The following is a 21,535-nucleotide window of genomic DNA, read 5'->3' on the forward strand; positions in this document are numbered from 1 at the left end:
TGTCAGGTCCCGAACGTGGGTGGTGCTAGCACCACCGATTCCGGTGCGACCGGTGCCGGAGAATGGGCGCCGTGGACAGCTCCGTACGCGCGTTCGTCAGGCAGTCGGTCCGGCCCGGCGCGCTCGCCGCCGTGCAGGGCCTGGCCGTGGCCCTGCTCAGCCTGACCACCAACGTGGCGCTGTTCGTGCTGTCGGTGGTCTCGCTCGCGCTCATCCCGGTCTTCGGCATCGGGTTCGCGCTGTTCCCCGCGGTCACCGTGCTGGTGCGATGGTCGACCGGGCTGCAACGCCGGGTGGCCGGGTGGCACGGCATGCCGATCGCCTCGCCGTACCCGCCGGCGCCCGAGGGCGCCCGGCTCGGCACCTGGCGGCGGTTCCGCTGGGTGGTCGGTGACCCGGCGACCTGGCGGGACTTCGCCTGGCTGGTGCCGGGCATGGTGACGGGCGGGGCGTGTCTGCTGGCGTTCGTCCTGCCGGTGTACGGGCTGGAGGGCGTCCTGCTGCTGCCCGTGGTCCTGTTCCTCACCGTCGACTGGTACGGCTACGGCGTGTTCTGGCCGATGGACAACCTCGTGCAGGCGGTGCTGTCCGTACCCCAGGGATGGTTGTTCCTGTTCGCCGGCCTGGTGGTCGCGCCGTGGCTGGTGTGGCTGCACTTCCGCTTCGCCGGGTTCTTCCTGGCCCCGACCCGGGCGCAGGAGTTGGCGCTGCGGGTCCGGCAGCTCTCCGCCACCCGGGCCGACACGGTCGACACCCAGGCCGCGGAGCTGCGCCGGATCGAACGCGACCTGCACGACGGGGCGCAGGCCCGGCTCGTCGCGCTGCGCATGAGCATCGGCCTGGCCGAGAAGCTGATGGCCGACGACCCGGCCGCGGCGCAGCGGCTGCTCACCGAGGCGCAGGAGACCAGCGGTCGTGCCCTGGTCGAGCTGCGCGACCTGGTCCGCGGCATCTACCCGCCGGTGCTGGCCGAACGCGGGCTCGACGGCGCCGTGCGGGCGCTCGCGCTGGCCGTGCCGCTGCCCGTGGAGCTCGACGTCGTGCTGCCCGGCAGCCCGCCGGCCGCGGTCGAGTCGGCGGCCTACTTCGCGGTGGCCGAGGCGCTGGCCAACGTCACCAAGCACAGCGGCGCGGCGCGGGCGTGGATCCGGCTGGCGTACCGCGACGGTCGGTTGACCATGGTGGTCGGCGACGACGGCCGGGGCGGCGCGACGCCGGACTCCGGGACCGGCCTGTCGGGCGTGCAACGCCGTCTGGCAGCCTTCGATGGCACGATGACCGTGACGAGTCCGCCCGGCGGACCGACTGTCGTGACCATGGAGCTGCCGTGCGAGTTGTCATCGCGGAGGATCTCGCCCTCCTCCGGGACGGGCTGACGCGCATCCTCGACGCGTTCGGCTGCCAGGTGGTCGAGGCCGTCGCCGACGGGCCGTCCGTGCTGCCGGCGCTGGTCCGGCACCACCCGGACGTCGCGGTCGTCGACGTGCGCCTGCCGCCGACCTTCACCGACGAGGGGCTCCAGGCGGCGTTGCAGGCCCGGACCCGGCTGCCGGGCCTGCCGATCCTCGTGCTCTCCCAGCACGTCGAACAGTTGTACGCCCGCGAGCTGCTCTCCGACCGTGGCGGGGGAGTGGGCTACCTGCTCAAGGACCGCGTGTCCAATGTCGACCAGTTCGTCGACGCGGTGCGCCGGGTGGCCGGCGGTGGCATGGTGATGGACCCGGAGGTCGTCTCCCAGCTCCTCGCCCGCAACGCGACCGCACAGCCGCTGCGGGAACTCACCGCGCGGGAGCGGGAGGTGCTGGGCCTGATGGCCGAGGGCCGGTCGAACGCGGCGATCGCCGGGCGGCTGTTCGTCACCGAGAAGGCGGTCAGCAAACACATCAACAACATCTTCAGCAAGCTGGGGCTGCCGCCGTCGGACGACGACAACCGCCGGGTGCTGGCGGTCCTCGCGTACCTGCACGGGTGAGGTCGCCGCGTAGCCGGCCGGCCTGGCCGGCGCCGCGGTCGGGCTGCGTGCCGCGCACCCCGGGCCGCTGCGCCGGCCCGGCTGACCGTCCGCGCGGATCGCCGAAGGCGCGCCTCAGCTCGGCCCCTCGTCCCGGTGCTTGCTAGGTTCGGCTCATGATCGACAAGGATGCGGCGGTCGAATGGGTGATCGCGCACGGTGACGAGTCCGACGGGCACCGACTGGCGACGGTGCTGACCGGGGTGTGGCCGACGCCGCTGGACGTGGCGGACGCGTTGTTCGCCGACCAGTCTCCCGAGGGCGGTTTCCCGGCACCCTGGTCGGCCGGCGCCCCCTCCGTGGCGGCGACGTGCGAACGGCTCGTCCGGATCATCGAGTTGGACCTGCAGTACAGCTCCCGGGTGGACCGTTGCGCCGACTGGCTCGCCGCGCTGGTCGCGCCGGACGGCACGGTGCGCTCCGCCGTGGACACCGGGCACCTGCCGTCGCAGGACCCGCTCTACCTGCCCGCCTACGTCGGCTGGTGCCTGGCGGTCCTGGACCGGCCCGAGGCGGCCGGGCGGGCCGCCCGGGCGGTGCGTGACGCCGTCGAAGCCTCAGGCGCCTGGCCGTCGTGCCTCACCACCACCTGGCTCGCCGCCGCCCTGCTGTGGGCGGTGGGGCTGCGCGAGGAGGCGGACCAGGGGCTGGACATCCTGGCGCGGCGGCTGCTCGACGCGCCGCCGGCCGACGTCGCCCGCGCCGGATGCGCACTGCGGACGGCGTTGCTGCCCCCGGACCATCCCGTGTTCCGCGCCGTGGTCCGGCGGCTCACCGCCACCCAGCGCCCGGACGGCTCGTGGCCGGTCGACGGTCCTCTTTCCGAGCAGGTGGCGGTCGCCATCACCGCGATAGGCGCCGTCGCCGGCCTGGTTTGAACCGCGTCCGCCGACAGGGCGACAGGCGGGGTCAGGAGCGGTGCCGGCGGGCCAGTTCGCGCATGCCCGCCCGCCAACCGTCCGGGTCCGCCACGCGGCGCCGGGCGTAGTCTGCCACCTTCGGGTCCGCCGCATCCGCCGCATCGCCTGACCACCCGCCGGCTGCCCTGCCCGGGTACTCGGGCGTCCGCCGGCCGCGCCTCGCCGACGCGGCCGGCGGCCTTGGCGGGCGGGCCGAAACATACCTTCATTGCCAGCGTGTCAACATGTAGACAATATTCTTGATTCTGTCTATCGTCAGCACCACTTAGCGATGTCCTTCGATTTGAAAGAGGTCGTCAATGGTGCACATCAGACGATGGGCCGGCATCGCCACGGCCCTCCTGGCGACGGAACTCCTGGTCGCGGGCACCGCTGCGCACGCCGCCACGCCCACGCCGGACCCGGCCCGGGCGAGCGTCGAGCAGGCCGTGACCGTTAAGCTGCTCGGGCAGGCCCGGGTCGCCGGCGAGGCGCACGCCGAGGGGCCCGACACCCGGGTCACCGTCACCCGAAAGAGCGGCCGCTGGGCCTTCGGCACCGCCGTCGCCCTCACCGGCCACGAGGAGGACGTCCACCCGACCGGCGCGATCTTCATTGCCCGCGCCGAGGCCGGCGGGTGGCAGGTGAGCTTCGACGGCGAGGCGGAGTTCGGCGAGTTGGCCGCCGAGTCGCCCCTGGTCGGCAAGCAGGAGAAGGACGTCTTCACCCGCACCCCGGGCACGATGTACGCGGGCGGCGACTACCGGACCGGCATGGCCCTGCCGTTCGCGGTCGGCCAGACCTGGACGCTGACCAGCGGCCCGCACGGCTGGGGCGGCTACGAGACGCCGTACAGCTCGATCGACCTCGCGGGCGGCGACCAGGTGGTCCGCGCGGCCCGGGCCGGCACGGCGTACACGATGTGCCGGGGGTGGATCCGGGTGATCCACGACCGCGGCTACTCCACCGACTACTACCACCTGTGGAGCAACATCTCGGCCAACGGCACGGCGGTCGGCCAGGGCGCCTACCTGGGCTACACGGGCACCGACGTCACCTGCGGCGGGGCCGCGTACGGCCGGCACGTCCACTTCGGGCTGCGGCAGAACAGCGCCTACGTGCCCATCGCCGGCCACGGCCTCGGCAAGTGGGTGTTCGAAAACGGCGCCTCGGCCTACCAGGGCGGTGCGCGGCACGGCTCGACCTGGCGGGGCGCCGGTAGCGCGATCTACAACTACGGCGCGCTGGGCTTCAACCAGGCGGTCGTCGACGCCAACGGCGGAGGCTCGCTGACCAAGCGGTCCGGCCCCGGCACCGGCTACGCCGTGCTCGGCTCGGTGGGTGACGGCGCGACGGTCACCATCTCCTGCTCCGCCAACGGCACCAGCCACACCGGCCGGTACGGCACCACGTCGCTGTGGAACCGGCTCAGCGACGGCACCTGGGTCTCCGACGCCTACCTGTGGACCGGCGTGAACGGCGCGGTCAACGGCTGGTGCTGACCGGCCCCGCCGAGCGTCGACGCAGCGGCCCCCGCCGGAGACGGTGGGGGCCGCCGTGGCGCGGGGACGGGTGGCGGACGGAGCGCCTCGGAGCCGCCGACCGGCCCGGGGTCGGGGCGCCGCTCCCGCCTACTCGGGAAAGTCGTCGTACTCCCAGTCCCAGGTGACGCGTCCGCCGTCGGCGAGCACGACGCTGGGGAACGACGACGCGGGGGACTCCTCCAGCGCCGCCCGGTCGAGTTCCGGGCACAGGTACGACAGGGCGTACGGCCGGCTTCGGAGCCAGGCGCCGTCCTGCTCGGCGACCGGCGCCTCGATGGCTCGGATGTCGGACGGTATGTCGTCGGAGATGGTGCCGAGAGCGACCGCGACCGTGGGGGAGAGGGCAAGGCAAGCCCTGCCGAACAACCGGCAGAATCCGCGCCACCGGTCCGGCTGCCGCGCGAGGTCCCGGAACTCCCGGCTGAAGTAGCTGACCACGAGGATGCTGCCCCTCGAACCACCGAGCAGTTGTGCCCGCGACTCCAGGCCGGCCCATTCGCACGGCAGGACCCTCGAGTTGTCGTCGAACCTGAGGCCGTCGGACCGGAGGCCGATGGTCCTCGACAGGCTCCGGAGCCATCGTTCGTCATCCTCGGGGACGCTGGTCAGGAAGAAGGCGGCGGCGTCCCGCCACTCGGTCACCGCCCGTCTCCGTCGACCCGTGGCCCGAGGACCGTCACCTGTCGTCCTCCCGGCCCCACCCGGTTCTCGAGCTCCTCCGCCGCCTCCCGGGTGATCCCGTTCCGAAGGTGGAGGATGATCCGCGGGTCGTCGAAGCGGGTCGGCCAGGACGCGTCGGGGTCGTGGGCTGCCGCCATCTGCTCCGACAACTGGTTCCAGTGCTCCTCGATGTTGTTCATGTCGCGCAGGTACTCGCGCTTGGCGTCGATCCACTCGAATCGGCCGTCGCGGAATCCGACCACGTCGATTTCGCGCTTGGTGCCGTCCCGTCCCTTGACGTAGACGCCCATGCCCCGGACGTCGGGATGGGCGAGCGCCACGTCGATCTCCCATTCCATCGTCAGGACGCGGCGGCCGCGCTGCGGGTTGTACTTGCTGCCGTCCTTCGCCATCGCCGTGATGTCCTGGTGCACGTTGTTGAAGTCTTTCTTCAGGCTCTCGATGTTGGCGTTCGGGAACTTCCTCGCGAGTTCCGACATCTTCGCCCGTACCGTCTCCAGGTTCTTGAGCCAGATGTCGACGTCCCTGCGCTGCTCGTCGGTCGGCCCGGCCTTGTCCTTGAACTTGCCGGCCAGTTGGAGGGCCCGCTCCCTGAGCCTGCCGGCGGCGTGGCCCTTGCCGAGTGGGCCCACGGCGTCCTTCCCGATCCAGCCGACCACGACGTCGAAGGCCGCCAACGCTTCCACATCGCCGTCGAGCGCCGTCCTGAGCTCGTCGAGTGTCCGCTGGTCGCCCGGGCTCGGCTGTTTGGTGCCGACGGAGCCGATCGGCCGCGACCGGTGGGCGGAAAGGCGGGGCGCGGCGGCGAGGACGGCCTGGGCGCAGCGGTTCGCGGCGTCCCGGTGGCGGTGGGCGGCCTCCGCCACCGCCCGGCAGGCCGTCTGCCGTTCGAACTCACACATGCCCGCTTCGCGGCCGAGCGCCACGGCCCACTGCCGTTCGGGCTCCCGGAGGCCCTGGCTCAGGTGCGCCGCCGACGCCGCGTCGAGCCCGCGCCAGATGTCGCCACCCTGGAAGGACACGGGCACCACCTGACAGAACCGCTGCAACAGCGCTCGGTAGCGCTCGTGCGCCCGGATGCCCTGCCGCAGGGCGAGCCGGGACGCCGTCTGGACCTGATCCAACTCCTGGGCGTAGCCGGACAGGGCGGCCGCGCAGGCGTCGTAGGCCGTGGTCAGGGCGGCGGCGTCGTCGGGAAGGTCGGCGAGCATGACGTCGAGGACGTCGGTGTAGTCACCCCACAGACGGAGGCGGGCCCGGTCGGCGGCCACCCCACGGAGCCGCTGGCCGGCCTTGCGGGACTGGTCGGCCTGCTGCCGCAGTCGATCGACCAGCGCACGAACCTGTTCCGGTGACCCGGGCGTCGGATCGGTCCGCTGGTCGACGACCAGCCAGTTCTCCATCCGCGGCGATCAGCCGAGCCCGCCGGCGAGGCGGCTGTCCAGGTCCTGGTACTCCCGGACCACCTCGTTGAGGAACGTCGACATGCCCTCCAGGCCGTCGATCATGTTCTGCGCGCCGGTGGACCACTGCTGGTACGAGTCCTGGAACCGCCCGGAGGCGAGCTGCGTCCGGAACTCGCTGCCCACGAGCTGGTCGATCATGGACTTGAGCGCCTGGAGTCGCTGGGTCATCTCCACCTGCCCGGACCTGAGCTGCGACGCCGCCCGCTGCAGCCCGTCGTAGCCGACATTTACATCCGTCATGTGTCGCTCCTTCTGCTGGTGTGGCCGGGAATCGCGTGGCGGTTCAGCATCTCGTCGAGCGAGAACTGCCCGTCGGCGACCCGGTCGAGCCACCGCGCCAGGCGCCGCAGCGACTCGTCCAGGTCGTGGTGGGACCGTGCCGCGGCATCGGCGAATCGCTGCAACGACTCCGCCACCGTGTTGGATCCGGCGAACCCCGGGGCGTCGGGTCGTTGCCAGGTGGCCGCCGCCTCGGACCGGACGGCGTCCAGGCCCCTGGACAGCTGACGCATCCCCTCCGGATCCAGGCTGAAGCGCTCCGCCATCGGTCCTGCCGCCTCCTGACATCCGTCGCCGACCGGCTGTCACCCGGCACCGCCCGATGGCGCCGGATCGGCTGGTGACGCCGGTGCCCCGGCCGTGCTGGGGGCGTTGCCGCCAGGGCCGTCCCGGTACTGTCCACAGTGACTCTACGGGCTGTCGGCAAGGAGTGGGCGTGCAGGATTCCCGGTCGTCTCAGCGGCTGGTGGCGGGGCGGTACCGGCTCGCCGAGGTGCTCGGCCGCGGGGGGATGGGAGTGGTCTGGCGCGCGACCGACGAGCTGATCGGCCGGGCGGTCGCGGTCAAGGAGATACGTGCCGACCCGGCCCTGCCGGCCGAGGAGCGCGCGCTGTTCGGGCAGCGGGCACTGCGCGAGGCGCGGACGGCGGGGCGGATCAGTCACCCGGCCGTGGCCGCCGTTCACGACGTGGTGCCCGCCAACGCCGACGACGAGGCGGTCTACATCGTGTCGGAGCTGGTGGAGGCGCCGAGTCTCGCCGACGTCCTGGAGCATGCCGGGGCGCTGCCGCCGGCCCGGGTGACCACGATGGCCGTGCGGATCCTCGACGCGCTGGCGGCGGCGCACTCGTCCGGTGTCGTACACCGGGACATCAAGCCCGGCAACATCATGGTGCTGGACGGCGACGACGTGAAGCTCGTCGACTTCGGCATCGCCCAGGCCGACGAGGACAGTCGGCTGACCCGCAACGGTATGATGGGCTCCACCGGCTACCTCGCGCCGGAGCTGTTCCACGGTGCCGAGCCGACCCCCGCGACGGACCTGTGGTCGGTCGGCGTGACTCTGGTGCAGGCGGTCAACGGCCAGGCTCCGTTCGACCGCGCCTCCACCGCGGCGACGATCCGCGCGGTCCTCCACGACGACCTGCCGGCCGTACGCTGTGATCCGCCGCTGGCCACCGTGGTCGCCGGACTGCTCGCCCGGGACCCGGACCGACGGATGACGCTGGAACAGGCCCGCGCGCTGCTCGCCGGCGCCGATGCCGGCGCTGACGCCGCGTCCGGCCCGCCGGCCGGCAGCGGAACCAGCGAGCCCCTGGCCGGGGCCGCCGACTGGGAGCAACAGCCCACCACCCTGCACGGGACGGCCGCCCCCGGGCCCCAGCCACGCGGGCCGGTCCGGCTCGCGCCGCCCGACCCGGACGCCGGCTTCCAGGTGTCGCCGCCGCGGTCGATCCGCCGCGCCAACCTGCTGGCTCTCGTGGTCCTGCTGGCGCTGTCCGGGTGGGCGGGCTGGATCCTGCTGCACGAAACGCTGAGCATGCCGCTGATCACCGTCATCCCGACGGTGGCGGCCATGTGGGCCGTCGGGGCGAGCAGTGTGCACTTCCCGTGGCAGGGCCGGCTGAAGATCACCGAGGCGGCGCTGGTACTTCAGGGCACAGCGGCCCCGACGGCGCAGGGGCGATCCGAAGTCGTCCTGCGCTGGGGTGACGTGAGGGAGCTGATCGTGGCTCCCGCCGCGGCAGGGTCCGTGGATCGCACGACGATCACCGTCGGCTTCGCCACCAAAGCCGCGGCCGCCCGGCTCTCCGTGCCGCCGTTCAAGGGCTACCTGCGGCCGCGTGTCAACGACGGTCCGATCTGGGTCGTGGGTGACGTCGTCGCCGACCCCGAGGCGGTGGCGGAGGCGGTCGAGGCCGCCGTCCCGGACCACGTCACCGTCGCGGACGAGACGGGCGGCGCCGCCGGCGGGGCCGCGGCGACCAACCGTCACGTCGGCCCGCGCCGGGGTGGCCTGGTCCTGTGGATCCTGCTCGTCCTGGGCCTGATCGGCGGGACCTACTACTACCGGGACCAGACCGCGGACCTGGTCACCCTCACCGAGGACGCGACGTCGGTGGTGGCGTACGGGCCGGACGGCACGCTGCTCGGCAGCGCCGCCGAGGGCACGATCACCGTGTGGAACGTGGCCACCGGGCATGCCGTCGCCATCCTGTCCGGCCACGCCGACCGGGTCACGTCATTGACCTTCAGCCCGGACGGGAAGTTGCTGCTCAGCGGCGACGACGGTGGGGCCGTCAAGCTGTGGGACGTCAGCACCCAGCGCAACACGGCCACCCTCGCCGTCGGCGACAGCGAGTTCCGGATCGTCTCGGCGCTTTTCAGCCCCGACGGCACCGCGTTCGCCGTCGCCGACTCCGTCGGGAGCGTCGCACTGTGGCGGCTGGCCAACCTGGGCAGGCCGGTCCCGGTCGATGCCGAGGGCATCGACGTCGGCGTCATCCGGTTCAGCGCGGACAGCCGGCTCCTGCTCGGCGTCGACGAGGAGAGGGGCGTCCGGCGCTTCTGGCAGATCACCACCGGCGCCAGCGTCCGCCCTGCCGGCACCTTCGACCCCATGGCGACCGTCCGGCCCGACAACTCCGTCCTCATCCGGGACGCGGGCTCCGACCGGATCCTGACCACCCTGCGCGGCAACACCTACAGCGTCACCGCCACCGCCTTTGGCCCCGGGGACCTGTTCGCCACGGGCACCTGGGACGACATCCGGGTGTGGCGGACGACGACCGGCCGCACGGTGCAGGTCCTGGGGACCAACCTCTTCCGGTTCAGCGGTCCCGACTGCGATTCGCTGGCGCTGAGCCCGGACGGCAAGACCCTCGCGTGCGGCAGCGACGACGGGCTCCGGCTGTGGACGTTCGGGGCGGAGCGGTGACGATGATCCTCCGGGTGACGGTCCGGGACGCCGGAACGGGGCTCTGCCGGGACGTCGAGGTGATCGCGGAGCCGGGCACGAACGTGGGTTCCCTGCTGTCGGCGCTGCCGGTGCCCGTCGACGGCCGGCCGTGCTTCGTCGGGGCGGTCCGGCTGGACGCCCGCTCGACGGTGGCCGACAGTCCACTGGTGCCCGGTGCGGTCATCAGCGTGGGCGGGCCCGGTCCCGCCGGTCGCCCGGTCGGCTCCGGTGCCGGCGGCGTGCTGGAGGTGGTGGGCGGCCCGGACGCCGGCCTCGCCGTGGCGCTGCCCCCGGGCCGGCACTCGCTCGCCCGGAGCTCCCGGGCCTCCGTGTCGCTGCGCGATTCCGACGTGTCCCGGCGCGGCCACGCCGAGGTGGTCGTCCACGCCGACGGCAGCGCCGAGGTCGCCGACAGCGGGTCCAGCAACGGCACCTTCGTCGACGGCGTGCGGATCACCGGGCGGACGAGGCTGACCCCGCGCGCCGTGCTGCGGGTCGGAGCCGACGAGCTGCGGTGGAGCCCCGCCAGGGCTGGCGCCCTGCGGGTGGTGCGCGCCCCGGACGGGCGACTGGACTTCGACCGGGCCTTCGACCCGGCCCCGGTCGTGCCGAGTGTCGAGGTGACCCTGCCGGTCCACCAGCCCGCGGTGCGGGGTTCCGCCACGATGGCCCTGCTCGGCGCGGGGGTGGCCGTGGTGGCGGCGCTCGTCACGCAGCAACCGATGCTGTGGCTGGGCGCCGCCGCGGCCGTCATCGGGTACCTGGTGATGAGCTCGTCGGAGGAGAAACAGGGCCAGGAGCGGGAGAAGGCCTTCACCGACGCGAAGCAGGCCGTCCAGGACAAGATCACGTCCCAGGTGCGGGAGGAGCAGAAGATCCGTCACCTGCTCGCCCCCGGGCCGACCCGGATCGTCGAGACGGCCACGGGGGAGCGTTCCGACCTGTGGACGCGGCGATCGGACTCGCCGTACGGCCTGACCCTGCGCGTCGGCACCGCCGACCAGCCGGCCTCCGTGACGGTACGCGGGGAGCCCTGGCCCGGCTTCGAGCCCCCGACGGTGCCGGCCGTGCCGGTGACCGTCGACCTGCGGGCCACCGGTGTGCTCGGCGTCGTCGGGGCCGACCAGCCCGTGGCCGACATGCTGCGGTGGCTGCTGATCCAACTGGCCACCCTGCGCGGTCCCGACGACCTGCGCCTGGTCGTGATCACCGCACGGGACTCCGACGGGCTGGGCTGGACGCGGTGGTTGCCGCACGTCGACGCCGGGGCGGGGGAGGCCGTGCCGTGCTGGATCGGCAACACCGCGCAGACGCGTGCCGCCCGGGTGCGGGAGCTGCGCCGTCTCGTCGCCGCCCGACGCGCCGACCGGGTCGGCGCGCCCGGCGGTCAGGCCGGCACGGAGGTCGTCGTCGTCCTGGACGGCGCTCTCGCCCTGCGGGAGCTGCCCGGCATGGACGTGGTCCTGCGCGACGGGCCGGCGGTCGGCGTGTACGTGATCTGCGCCGACCGGCACAGCATGAACGAGTGCCGGGGCCTGTGCGAGGTGGGCGAACGCTCGGTGGAACTCACCCGCAGTCCGGACGACCCGCCCGTCACCGGCCGCCCGGACGCCCTCGACGAGGTGACAGCCGATCGGCTGGCCCGCTCGTTGGCGCCGATGCGGGACCGGGCCACCCTCGCCGCCGCGCAGCACGCCGTCCCGGGCCGGGTCCGCCTGCTCGACCTGCTGGGCCTGGGCGTGCCGACGGGCGACGACGTGCTCGCGCTCTGGGGTGACGGTCGAGGGCCACGCACCCGGGTGGTGCTCGGTGCGGACGCCGGCGGGCCGGTGCACGTCGACCTGGCTGAGCAGGGCCCGCACACGATCCTCGGTGGCGCCACCGGCGCCGGCAAGAGCGTCCTGCTGCAGACCCTGGTCACGGCCCTGCTGCTGGCCAACCGGCCGGACGAACTCAACATGGTGCTGGTGGACTTCAAGGGCGGCAGCGCCTTCCTGCCCTTCGAGCGCTGTCCCCACGTGGTCGGGCTCATCCGTTCCACCGGGGAGAGCGTCGCCGACGTCTTCGACGACGCGGCCGCGGCGCGGGTGCTGGCGTCGATACGCGCGGAGGTGAGCCGGCGCGAGTCCCTGCTGGCCCGCTACGAGGGGGAGATCGACCGGTACTGGGAGAAACGTCGCGCGCAGGCGCAACTGCCGCCGTTGCCCCGGCTCGTCATGATCTTCGACGAGTTCGCGCGGGTGCTCGACGCCGCTCCGGACTTCGTCCGGGAACTGGTGAACGTCGCCGCCAAGGGACGGTCCCTGGGCATGCACCTCGTGCTGGCCACCCAGTCGTTGCAGGGCAAGCTCTCGCCGGAACTGAAGAACAACGTCTCGCTGCGGATCAGCCTGCGCCAGAACGAGGCCGCCGACAGCACGGAGGTGCTCGGCGTGCCGGACGCCGCCGCGATCCCCGGTGCGCTCCGTGGACGCGCGATGATCTTCTGCACCACCGCCGAGACCCGGGTGCCGCAGGAGTTCCAGTCCGGCTACCTCGGCGACCCACCGCGCTCCGGCGTCGTCGCGGCCTCCGTCCGTGCCCTCGAACCAGCCGACCTGGGCGTGCCGCGCACCGTCGAGAGCACCCGCCCCGGGGACGCCGCGACCGACCAGGACCTGGCGATCGCCGCCGTCGAGGAGGCCGCCCGCACAGCGGGGCTGTCCGCTCCGTTCCGGCCGCTGCTGCCCCCGCTGCCCGCGACCCTGACCCTCGACGACCTGCCCCGCCGGCAGACCGCCGCCGCGCCGGCCACCGCCGTACCGCTCGGCCTGGCGGACGAACCCGGGCTACAGGCGCAGCCGGCGGAGTTCCTCGACCTCGCCGCCGCCGACCGGCTGATGGTCGCCGGTGGTCCGCAGTCGGGCCGTACGACGTTCGCCCGAACCCTGGTCACGAGCCTCGTCACCCGATTCGCACCCGACCGGGCGCACCTCTACCTCATCGAGCGCAGACCCGGCGGGCTCGCCGACTACGCCGACCTGCCGCACTGCGGCGGAGTGTTCACCCCGGCGGATGCCGACCGGATCCGCCGCCTCATCACCTGGCTCGACCAGGAGACCAGGCGGCGCGCGGCCCACCGCCCTGGCCCGGGCGACAGCCCACGTCCCCACGTCGTGGTCGTCGTCGACGGCTGGGAGCACTTCGAGGACCACGGCGACCCCGACTTCGTGGAGACCCCGCTGCTCGCCACGCTCCGTGGCGTCGTCACCGCGGGCGCCCCCCTCGGTGTGCACGTCATCCCCCTCGGCGGCCAGGACATGCTCAACCACAAGCTGCCGAGCCTGTACAACCGGCGGCTGCTCCTGCCGTTCCCGAAGGAGGACACCCGGCGCGCGCAGCTGAGCTCCGCGATGGCCAGTCCACCCCCGCTGCCCGGGCGCGCCGTCGACGCCGGCAGCGGCCGTCACATCCAGGTCTGTCAGCCCACGGCATCCGCCGCGCATCTCGTGGCCGAAGCCGGCGCTGCCGCCCGGGACGCCGACCCCGCCCGGCTTCCCCGACGGTTCCCCGCGCTGCCCACCCGGATCACCCTCGACGAACTGGCCCAGCCCGACGCGCCCCCGAGCGCCACCTGGATTCCCCTCGGTGTCGGCGGGGCCGACAACACCACCGTCGGCGTCGACCTCTTCGAGGCCGGGCCCCACCTGCTCATGGTCTCTGGGCCGCCGGGGGCCGGTCGCACCACCGCCGCCGCCACCGTTGCCCACGGCCTTCGCCGACGGGGTGTCGGCGTGCTCGCGGTCGCGTCGTCCCGGTCGCCGCTACCGCGACTGGTTCCGGACGATCCGCGGGTACGGGTGCTCACCGGAACGGCCATCGCGGACACCGACCTGCGGGCCGCCGCCGCGGCCTTCGCCGACACCCCCTTCGCCGTGATCGTCGACGACGCCGACCAGGTCTCGGTGCTCCCGACCGAGCAGGGGTTCGCCAGCGCGCCCACCCTGCTGGAGGAGATCGCCCAGCCGGCTGCCCGCGGCGGTCGCGCCCTCGTCCTGACCGGAGACGCCGCGCCCGTGCTCACCGGCTTTCCCAGCCCGCTCGCCCGGCTGATCAACACGGTCATGAACATGGGCACCCGCCTGCTGCTCACCCCCGAGAACCGTGCGACGGCGCTCGCGCACAACGTGGCTCTCGAACCGGACCAGTACTTCACCGATCCACCCGGGCGGGGCTACCTGTCGACCGGTCGGTCGCCGGCTCTGCTGCACCTGGCCGTGCCCGAGGCGGACCAGGCCCGGTAGCGGCGGCCAGCAGCGCCACGACCTCGGTCGCCCGGTCCGCGCCACCCGCCCCCGTGACGGGCAGGGGCGGGGGTGGACGGGCTGCCGCCCGCCACCCCCGCCCCTGGTCAGCGGGTTACGCCGCGCGGCACGAGGCGAGCACACCGACCACGCCGACGCCGGGCTCGGGCAGCGGCAGCCCGGTCGACGCCGCCGGGCACCGGGGCACGGTGAGGTCGTAGACGCCCCGCCCGAACGTCGCCGCGGTGAGCTGCCGGGTCGGCTCGTGGTAGCGCAGGTACATCACGGCCGCCGCCGGCAGTTCCCCACCGAGGGAGGCCCACTCGCCCCCGTTCCACGCCGACACGAACACCCCGACGTCGGTGCCGACCAGCAACAGGCCGTCGGCGGTCGGCACCACCGAGTTGACCGGCGCGTCGGGCAGCCCCCCGCCGATGTCCGTCCAGGTGCGGCCGCCGTCGCGCGTCATCATCACGTGCGCGCGGTCGCTACCGGAGCGGAACGCGGAGAACGTGGCGTACGCGATGTTCGCGTCCGTGGGGTGCGCCGCCACCCGGGTCACCCACGTGCCGGGCAGTTGCGCGGGGTCGACCTGGGTCCAGGTGCCCCCGAGGTCGTCGGTCCACCACAGCCTGCCGTCGTCCGTGCCGACGTAGAGCTTGTCGCCGTCGGTGGGGGCCGCCGCGATCGTGGTGATCGTGCCCCACGGGTAGCCCGACGGGTCGTTCGGCCCGCCGCCGGTGAGGTCCGGGCTGATCGCCGTCCAGGTGCGGCCGTTGTCCGTCGACCGGTTGACGACGTTGCCCGCGTAGTACATGACGTCCGGGTCGTTCGGGTCGAACTGCAGCGGGGTGAGCCAGTTGCGCCGGTCCGAGGTCGTCTGGCCGGGGCCGATGGACTGGCGCGGCGCGGCGCCGGCGTTCTCCGAGCGGTAGCAGGAGCCGTACTGGCTGCAGCCGAAGACGATGTTCGGGTTCTCCGGGTGGATGATCACCTGGAGGCCGTCGCCGCAGCCGATGGCGTTCCACGGGCCGCCCACGCCGTTGTAGCCGCGGTTGCAGCCGTTGTCCTGGGCGCCGCCGACCTTCAGCGCCGGGTCGGTCTGTGCGACGTCCACCGTGTAGAACTGGGTGTACGGCTCGTACGTGGACTTGACCCAGCCGCTCACCCCGTTGTCGTCGGAGCGGTAGAAGCCGCCGTCGTTACCGAGGTAGGCCCGGCCCGGCACCTTGGGATCCCAGCGCAGCACGTGCTGGTCGGCGTGCATGCCGCCGACGTTGCCGAAGCTCTGCCCGCCGTCGGTCGAGCGGCGCAGGTTCACCCCGGTGAGGAACACGTGGTCGGAGTCGGTCGGGTCGACGAACAGCTTGCCGAACCACCAGCTGAAGGTGGACTGGGACGCCTGGTTGGCGTTGACCGGGGTCTGCGTCCAGGTGTCGCCGCCGTCGTCGGAGCGGTAGAAGGCGCGGAACGGGCCGAGGGCGGTGCCGACGTACGCGTACAGCCGGTCCGGGTCGCTCGGGGCGAGGGCGAGACCCCAGCGACCCTGGTCGGCGTCGGTGGGCAGCCCGTTGGCCATCCGCTCCCACGTCCGTCCACCGTCGTCGGAGCGCCACAGGCTGGAGCCGGGCCCGCCGTAGGTGCGCTGGTGCGGCTCGCGCAGGTGGTCCCACATCGCCGCGTACACCCGGTTCGGGTTTTCGGGGTCGACGACGACCTCGGTGGCGCCGGTGGTGGCGTTCGGCGGGGCGAGGGCCTGCCGCCAGGTGTCGCCGCCGTCCTCGGAGAGGTAGACGCCCCGCTCGCCGCCGGGCACGAACAGGTTGCCGGCGGCCGCGGCGAAGATCCGGTCCTGGTTGCCCGGGTCGATGGCGAACCGGGCGATGGCGTGGCTGTTCTCCAGGCCGACGCGCTGCCACGTCCGGCCCCGGTCCCGCGACCGGTAGACGCCGTCGCCGCCGAAGGTGATCGAGCCGCCGCCCGGCTGCGCCTCGCCCGTGCCGGCGAAGAGCACCCCGTCGGTGGTCATCGCGACCGCGCCCATGCTCTGCGTCCCGCCGTCGGGCCAGGCGGCCTCGAAGGTGGCGCCCGCATCGGCGGAGCGCCAGACGCCGCCGGAGGCGGCGGCGATGAAGATCTGGTCGGCGACCTGCGGATCGACGGCGATGTCGACCACCCGGCCGCCGATGTTGCTCGGGCCGAAGAAGCGCCACTGCTCCCCGGCGAGGTCGCGGTAGACGCTGCGGGTGCGGGCGGCGAGCTGGTTCGCCTCGCCGCGGGCCTTCGCGTACTTGGCGGCGGACAGGTCGGTGCTGCCGTCGCTGAGCCGCTGGGCGGTCATCCACTCGGCGGGCAGCTCCATCGGCCCGGTGGGGCTGCTGGTGGCCAGCGACTCCTCGCCGCGGGCCGACGGTGTCGAGGTCGTCAACGCGGCCGCCGTCAGCAGCACCAGGGCTGCTGCCACCGGCAGGGCGCGTCTACCTCGGACGAGGGTGGGACTCATGCGGATCTCCCGTCCGTGTGCGGGTGCGACCGGGAACCAGTCGTCTGTCGCACGCTAGACAGCGCAGTGACCGGCGTCACCCGGCAACTGTTGGGATTCCGGTCGTCGGGTTAGGACACCTGTCGAGCGCCGCCACTATCCGCTCTGGAACTCCGGCAGCCCCGCGTCCTCCGAGTCCGGCCCCACCACCGCGGTCAGCGTGGTGCCGTCGGCGCAGAGCGCGCCGGCCCGCAGGTACATCCGCCGCTGCTGCGCCCGGGTCAGCACCTCGGCCTCGAAGACCTCGTCCTCGACGCGCAGCAGCTCGATGTCGGTGCGGCCCTCGTAGTGGGCGCGTACGTCCAGCGGGGTCATCCGGACGGTGGCCTCGACCGTCGTCAGAGCCCCCTGCTCCACCACCGAGGTGACGCGCGCGCCGTCGGGCAGCACCAGGCCGGCGACCCGGGCGTCGACCTCCGGCTCGGTGTCCAGCGGCACCCGGTCGCAGTCGGGCAGGTTAGCCAGCATCCCGGGGCCCCGCCCGGTCGCCTGCGGGGCGTCCGTCCCGCCGCAGGCGACGAGCAGCGGGATCGTGGCGGCGACCGCGAACACCCGGAGTCTCACCGCAGCAGGATGCCACCTCACCGCAGCACCCGCCAGCGTCGCACCATCAGCAACAGGGCGGTGATGACGACGGCCGTGACCGCCATGAGCACCGTCGAGATGAGCGCGCCGTACGCGAAGCCGGAGAACTCGAAGGCCTGGTCGAAGATGTAGACGGGCAGGTAGAGCGTGGCGTTGGCGGGTCGGCCGTCGGTGAGCACGTACGCCGGGACGAAGTTCACCTGGAGGGTGAGGATCGTGTCGCGGACGGCCAGCAGCACCAGCACGGGAGCCAGCAGCGGCAGCGTGAGCCGGCGCAACTGCCCGAACGGGCCGCAGCCCTCCAGCGCCGCCGCCTCGTACAGCCGGCCGTCGAGCATCCGGCGGGCGGCGAGGACGACGACGAAGCCCTCGCCGATCGGGAACGCCAGCATCAGCACCACCGCCACCCGGGCGGTGGTCGGGTCCGACAGCCAGGTGAAGCCGGGATGGCCGAACAGCCCGAGCACCTGGTTGAGCGGGCCGTAGAGCGGGTTGAGCACCCACAGGAACAGCACGGCCAGTGCGACGTCGGGGACGACCGTCGGCAGGTAGACCGCGACCCGGAACCACCGCCCGCCCGGCCGGGGCGCGGCGAGCAGCAGCCCGAGCCCCACCGCGGCGAGCAGCCGGACCGGCACGGCCAGCGCCACGTGCGTCAGGGACGCCCGCACGCTGTCGAGCAGGAAACCGTCGGCCAGCATCCGGCGTACGTTGGCCAGGCCCACGAACTGCGGGTCCCGGGTCAGCCCGGTGTGGTCGGTGAACGCGTACCCGACGTTGAGCAGCGCGGGCAGGGCGACCAGCAGCGCGACCGCCACGGCGTACGGGGCGAGGAACGCCCAGGCGGTGAGCTGCCGGCCGGCCCGGACCGCCTTCACCGGCGCCGCCCCGTGGCGGTGTCGAAGCGGTGGACACGGCCCGGGTCGGGGCGCAGCCGCACCGGGTCGCCCGGCCGTACGCCCGGCCGCGGGCCGGTCCGCACGACGAGGCGCGTGCCGTCGGGGCACCGGGTCAGCAGGACGGCCTCGCTGCCGAGCGCCTCCACCGCCTCGACGGTCGCTTCGACCGGGCCCTCGGCGTCGAGCGCCAGGTCCTCCGGCCGTACGCCGAGGGTCACGCCCGGCCGGCCGCCCAGCGCGCCGCCGCCGGGCACCAGGTTCATCGGCGGGCAGCCGAGGAAGCCGGCCACGAAGGTGTCGACGGGCTCGTCGTAGACCTGCTGCGGCGGCCCGACCTGCCGGACCCGGCCGCCGTCGAGGACGACCACCCGGTCGCCGAGGGTCATCGCCTCGGCCTGGTCGTGCGTGACGTGGACGGTCGTCGTGCCGAGGTCACGGTGCAGGGCGAGCAGGTCGGCCCGGGTGGCGAACCGCAGCGGCGCGTCCAGGCTGGACAGCGGCTCGTCGAGCAGGTAGACGCTGGGCTCGCGCAGCAGGGCGCGGGCCAGGGCGACCCGCTGGCGCTGCCCGCCGGACATCTCGTCGGGGTGCCGGTCGAGCAGGTCGGCGATCCCCAGCCGCTCGGCCGCGGCGCGGGCCCGCCGGTCGGCCTCGGCGCGGGGGACCCGGCGCACCCGCAGCCCGAACGTCAGGTTGCCCAGCGCGGTGAGGTGCGGGTAGAGGGCGTAGTCCTGGAAGACCATCGCCACGGCCCGCCGGTGCGGCGGCACCAGGGCGACGTCCCGGCCGTCGACCACGACCCGGCCGCGGTCCGGCCGGTCCAGCCCGGCGATCAGCCGCAGGACGGTGGACTTCCCGGAGCCCGACGGCCCGACCAGGGTGATCATCTCGCCGGCCCGCACGTCCAGGTCGATCCCGTCGACGGCGGTCGTCCGCCCGTACGACTTGGTCAGCGACTCCAGCCGGATGGCCCCGCGTCCGGTCACCCGCCCGCTCCCGCCGGCAGGGCGAACAACGGCCGGCTCTGCTCCTCCAGCCGGCGCAGCCCCTCCTCGCGCCCGACCCGGCCGTAGAAGACCTCCGCCAGCAGGGTGTCCGCCTCGCGTTCCACCCGGGACCAGGTGGCGGTGCGTGGGGTGGCGCGCAGGTGCGGCGCGGCGTCGAGGTAGACCCGCGACGACTTCGGCGGCTCGGCCGGGTCGAGGAACGCCGGGGAGTTGGCGACGTCGAGCCGGGACGGGACGGTGCGGCCGGACTCGGCGAGGATCCGCTGGCCGGCCGGGCCCATCGCGAACTCGATGAACCGCCAGGCGTCGTCGTGGTCGGGCAGGCCGGCGCCCATGCAGTAGGCGTCGCTGTGCAGGATCGACGCGGGCACGCCGCCCGGCGCGACCGGCAGCGGCGCCACGTCCCAGGTGAAGCCGTCGATGGTACGCAGCGTCGGCACGGCCACCCGGCTGTTGAGGTACATGCCCAGGGTGCCGCGCAGGAACCGGGCCTCGCTCGACTCGCTCTGCTCCTCGGCGTCGGGCGGTACGACGTGGTGCGTGAGTTGCAGGTCGAGGAACCAGTCGACGGCCCTGCGGGTGGCCGGGTCCCGGGTGAGGGTCAGGGTGGTGGGGCGGGTCGGGTCGTCGACGAGTTCGCCCCGGTTGGACCAGACGAACGGCGCGAGCCGGGGCACGGACGGCTCCACGCCCACCCCGTAGCGGCCGTCGCGGGTCAGCGCGCGGGCGGCGCCCAGGAAGTCGTCCCAGGTCCAGCCGGCCTTCGGCAGCGGTACGCCGGCGGCGGCGAACAGGTCGGCGTTGTAGTAGACGACCAGCGAGGAGAGGTTCTGCGGCAGGCAGGTCAGGGCCTTGCCGTCGAAGCGGAAGGCGTCCAGCGCCTGCGGGCTGAAGTCGCTCTCCTTCAGTACGGTGCTGCGCTCCAGGTAGGACTGCGCCGGCTCGATCGCTCCCTGCGCGGCGAACTGCCCGTAGCGGCGGTAGTTGAGCAGGAACACGTCCGGCGGCCTGCCGCCGGCGAACGAGGTGGTCAGCCGGGCCATCAGCTCGTCCTGGCCGGCGACCGGGGAGAGGTTGACGTCGACGTCGCGGTGGGCCTCCTCGAACGCGGCCACCATGCGGCGGTAGCCGGCGACCTCCTCGGCGTCGCCGAACAGCACGACGGTGATGCCCGACGCCTCGTCGGGGCGGTCACCGCCGCCGCAGCCGGCTGCGTAGCCGGCCAGCAGGGCGGCCATGACCAGGGCGGTCCACCGTCGTGCCCGGGTGATCGTCAACTGCGTCCTCCAGATCTGAGCGCGGCCAGGGGGTCGTCGTCCAGCAGGATCCGCTGGGCCAGCAGGAACACCAGTACGCACGGGACGGTGGCGACCACGCAGCCCGCCATCAGCAGCGGCCAGTCCGTGGGGTTCAACAGCCGCAGGAACTGCAGGCCGAGCGGGTAGGTGTACCGGTCGCCGCTGTGCAGGTACAACAGCGGGTCGATGAAGTTGGCCCAGTGGAACGTGAAGGCCAGCACGGCCACCGCGAGGGTCGCCGGGCGCACCTGGGGCATCGCGACGCGGCGCCAGACCGTCAACCACCCGGCACCCTCCAGGCGGGCCGCTTGGAGTTGGGTCTCCGGCACCCCGCCGAAGCTCCAGGCGTAGAGCAGCACCAGGAACGGGCTGCCGGCCAGCACCGCCGGTGCCAGCAGCGGGACGTACGTGTCGACCACGCCGGCCAGGCGGAACAACTCGAAGCGGGTCGCCCACACGGCGGTGGCCGGGACGAGCAGCACCGCCAGCAGGCCGAGGAGCACCCGCCGCCGGGCGGTCGGCGCGAGCAGCCGCAGCCCGAAACCGGTCAGCGACGCCACGGCGACGGTCAACGGCACGGCGAGCGCGACGACCAGCGCCGAGTTCGCCAGGTAGCGGAACAGCGGGATCAGCTCGGGCAGCCGGGCGTAGGCGGCCACCGTCGGCTCGGGCGGGAGGAGTTCGAGGGTACGCGGCGGGGGCAGGCCGGCGGGCCGCAGCGAGCCGACCACCATGAACCACAGCGGGGCGGCGAACAGCGCCGCGAACAGGGCCGGTACCACGAAACGCCCGATGATCCGCGGGATCGTGGCGCGACCCGACAACCGCACGTCGCCGAACCTATGGCCGGCGCGCCGTCCGGTCATCGGGCACCTGTTGGAATCGCGTGCCGCCGCCTCCTACGCCTGTCGTACGCCGACGGTGGGCGGCGGGGGCCGGGGTGCCTGCGACAGACGTAGGAGCCGGGGACGCGCACCTGCCACACGTGTCCGATGACCGGCCGCGTGCCCATTCGTACGCTTCGATCAATCTGTTGGCCCGCCGACCTCCTGGTCCTCCCGACGGGGTGCGGCGGACCGACG

Annotated in this window: 16 protein-coding genes; 6 read left to right on the forward strand and 10 right to left on the reverse strand. The window is 73.6% G+C overall.

Annotated elements, in window-relative coordinates; genetic code table 11:
• Window positions 1-62 precede the first annotated feature (62 nt).
• The 4 genes from ACGF5C_RS26110 to ACGF5C_RS26125 all read left to right on the forward strand — a co-directional run bounded on the left by ACGF5C_RS26110 (window position 63) and on the right by ACGF5C_RS26125 (window position 4,412).
• Window positions 63-1,376 (forward strand): sensor histidine kinase, encoded by a 1,314-nt coding sequence (locus ACGF5C_RS26110; protein ID WP_393305684.1) that lies wholly within the window; start codon window positions 63-65, stop codon window positions 1,374-1,376.
• On the forward strand, window positions 1,328-1,972 hold the full coding sequence (locus ACGF5C_RS26115) for a response regulator transcription factor (RefSeq protein WP_357464222.1): 645 nt from the start codon (window positions 1,328-1,330) through the stop codon (window positions 1,970-1,972). The genes ACGF5C_RS26110 and ACGF5C_RS26115 overlap by 49 nt, the downstream gene beginning before the upstream one ends.
• A gap of 155 nt (window positions 1,973-2,127) precedes the next feature.
• Window positions 2,128-2,889: a hypothetical protein gene (locus ACGF5C_RS26120; protein ID WP_393305686.1), complete on the forward strand. Its 762-nt coding sequence runs from the start codon at window positions 2,128-2,130 to the stop codon at window positions 2,887-2,889.
• A gap of 341 nt (window positions 2,890-3,230) precedes the next feature.
• Window positions 3,231-4,412, forward strand: coding sequence for a peptidoglycan DD-metalloendopeptidase family protein (locus ACGF5C_RS26125; RefSeq protein WP_393305688.1), 1,182 nt, complete (start codon window positions 3,231-3,233; stop codon window positions 4,410-4,412).
• Window positions 4,413-4,541: 129 nt separating this feature from the next.
• Here ACGF5C_RS26125 and ACGF5C_RS26130 read toward each other — a convergent pair whose 3' ends face one another.
• From ACGF5C_RS26130 to ACGF5C_RS26145, 4 genes are read right to left on the reverse strand one after another with little or no spacing between them, the layout of a single operon-like run.
• On the reverse strand, window positions 4,542-5,096 hold the full coding sequence (locus ACGF5C_RS26130; protein ID WP_393305690.1) for a hypothetical protein: 555 nt from the start codon (window positions 5,094-5,096) through the stop codon (window positions 4,542-4,544).
• Complete coding sequence (locus ACGF5C_RS26135) at window positions 5,093-6,538, reverse strand: hypothetical protein (protein WP_393305692.1); 1,446 nt, start codon at window positions 6,536-6,538, stop codon at window positions 5,093-5,095. The genes ACGF5C_RS26130 and ACGF5C_RS26135 overlap by 4 nt, the downstream gene beginning before the upstream one ends.
• Before the next feature lie 9 nt (window positions 6,539-6,547).
• Window positions 6,548-6,841: a WXG100 family type VII secretion target gene (locus tag ACGF5C_RS26140; RefSeq protein WP_393305694.1), complete on the reverse strand. Its 294-nt coding sequence runs from the start codon at window positions 6,839-6,841 to the stop codon at window positions 6,548-6,550.
• Complete coding sequence (locus ACGF5C_RS26145; protein ID WP_393305696.1) at window positions 6,838-7,146, reverse strand: hypothetical protein; 309 nt, start codon at window positions 7,144-7,146, stop codon at window positions 6,838-6,840. Before ACGF5C_RS26145 ends, ACGF5C_RS26140 begins: the two co-directional genes overlap by 4 nt.
• 170 nt (window positions 7,147-7,316) lie before the next feature.
• Here ACGF5C_RS26145 and ACGF5C_RS26150 point away from each other — a divergent pair, with 170 nt between their 5' ends.
• The gene (locus ACGF5C_RS26150; protein ID WP_393305698.1) at window positions 7,317-9,818 is read left to right on the forward strand and encodes a protein kinase; all 2,502 of its coding nucleotides are present in this window, start codon (window positions 7,317-7,319) and stop codon (window positions 9,816-9,818) included.
• A gap of 2 nt (window positions 9,819-9,820) precedes the next feature.
• Complete coding sequence (locus tag ACGF5C_RS26155; RefSeq protein ID WP_393305744.1) at window positions 9,821-14,122, forward strand: FtsK/SpoIIIE domain-containing protein; 4,302 nt, start codon at window positions 9,821-9,823, stop codon at window positions 14,120-14,122.
• Window positions 14,123-14,237: 115 nt separating this feature from the next.
• Here the strand turns inward: ACGF5C_RS26155 and ACGF5C_RS26160 are convergent, their stop codons facing one another.
• From ACGF5C_RS26160 to ACGF5C_RS26185, 6 genes are all read right to left on the reverse strand, one after another.
• Window positions 14,238-16,625: a WD40/YVTN/BNR-like repeat-containing protein gene (locus ACGF5C_RS26160; protein WP_393305700.1), complete on the reverse strand. Its 2,388-nt coding sequence runs from the start codon at window positions 16,623-16,625 to the stop codon at window positions 14,238-14,240.
• Between the two features lie 135 nt (window positions 16,626-16,760).
• Window positions 16,761-17,228: a hypothetical protein gene (locus ACGF5C_RS26165; protein WP_393305701.1), complete on the reverse strand. Its 468-nt coding sequence runs from the start codon at window positions 17,226-17,228 to the stop codon at window positions 16,761-16,763.
• Window positions 17,229-17,245: 17 nt separating this feature from the next.
• Window positions 17,246-18,127, reverse strand: a complete 882-nt coding sequence (locus ACGF5C_RS26170) for a carbohydrate ABC transporter permease (RefSeq protein ID WP_393305703.1) — start codon at window positions 18,125-18,127, stop codon at window positions 17,246-17,248.
• Window positions 18,124-19,134, reverse strand: coding sequence for an ABC transporter ATP-binding protein (locus ACGF5C_RS26175; RefSeq protein WP_393305705.1), 1,011 nt, complete (start codon window positions 19,132-19,134; stop codon window positions 18,124-18,126). The genes ACGF5C_RS26170 and ACGF5C_RS26175 overlap by 4 nt, the downstream gene beginning before the upstream one ends.
• Complete coding sequence (locus ACGF5C_RS26180; protein ID WP_393305707.1) at window positions 19,131-20,432, reverse strand: ABC transporter substrate-binding protein; 1,302 nt, start codon at window positions 20,430-20,432, stop codon at window positions 19,131-19,133. Before ACGF5C_RS26180 ends, ACGF5C_RS26175 begins: the two co-directional genes overlap by 4 nt.
• Entirely contained in the window at window positions 20,429-21,319 is an 891-nt protein-coding gene (locus tag ACGF5C_RS26185) for a carbohydrate ABC transporter permease (RefSeq protein ID WP_393305709.1), read from the reverse strand. Before ACGF5C_RS26185 ends, ACGF5C_RS26180 begins: the two co-directional genes overlap by 4 nt.
• Window positions 21,320-21,535: the final 216 nt, after the last annotated feature.

Source organism: Micromonospora sp. NPDC047620, from assembly GCF_043205005.1.
In the GTDB taxonomy this organism is placed as follows: domain Bacteria; phylum Actinomycetota; class Actinomycetes; order Mycobacteriales; family Micromonosporaceae; genus Micromonospora.

Excerpts from the sequence above, each read along its gene's own strand:
- ACGF5C_RS26110 (WP_393305684.1), top strand. The coding sequence starts at position 63 with ATGGGCGCCGTGGACAGCTCCGTACGCGCGTTCGTCAGGCAGTCGGTC.
- ACGF5C_RS26120 (WP_393305686.1), top strand. The coding sequence starts at position 2,128 with ATGATCGACAAGGATGCGGCGGTCGAATGGGTGATCGCGCACGGTGAC.
- ACGF5C_RS26125 (WP_393305688.1), top strand. The coding sequence starts at position 3,231 with ATGGTGCACATCAGACGATGGGCCGGCATCGCCACGGCCCTCCTGGCG.
- ACGF5C_RS26135 (WP_393305692.1), bottom strand. The coding sequence starts at position 6,538 with ATGGAGAACTGGCTGGTCGTCGACCAGCGGACCGATCCGACGCCCGGG.
- ACGF5C_RS26140 (WP_393305694.1), bottom strand. The coding sequence starts at position 6,841 with ATGACGGATGTAAATGTCGGCTACGACGGGCTGCAGCGGGCGGCGTCG.
- ACGF5C_RS26145 (WP_393305696.1), bottom strand. The coding sequence starts at position 7,146 with ATGGCGGAGCGCTTCAGCCTGGATCCGGAGGGGATGCGTCAGCTGTCC.
- ACGF5C_RS26155 (WP_393305744.1), top strand. The coding sequence starts at position 9,821 with ATGATCCTCCGGGTGACGGTCCGGGACGCCGGAACGGGGCTCTGCCGG.
- ACGF5C_RS26160 (WP_393305700.1), bottom strand. The coding sequence starts at position 16,625 with ATGAGTCCCACCCTCGTCCGAGGTAGACGCGCCCTGCCGGTGGCAGCA.
- ACGF5C_RS26185 (WP_393305709.1), bottom strand. The coding sequence starts at position 21,319 with ATGACCGGACGGCGCGCCGGCCATAGGTTCGGCGACGTGCGGTTGTCG.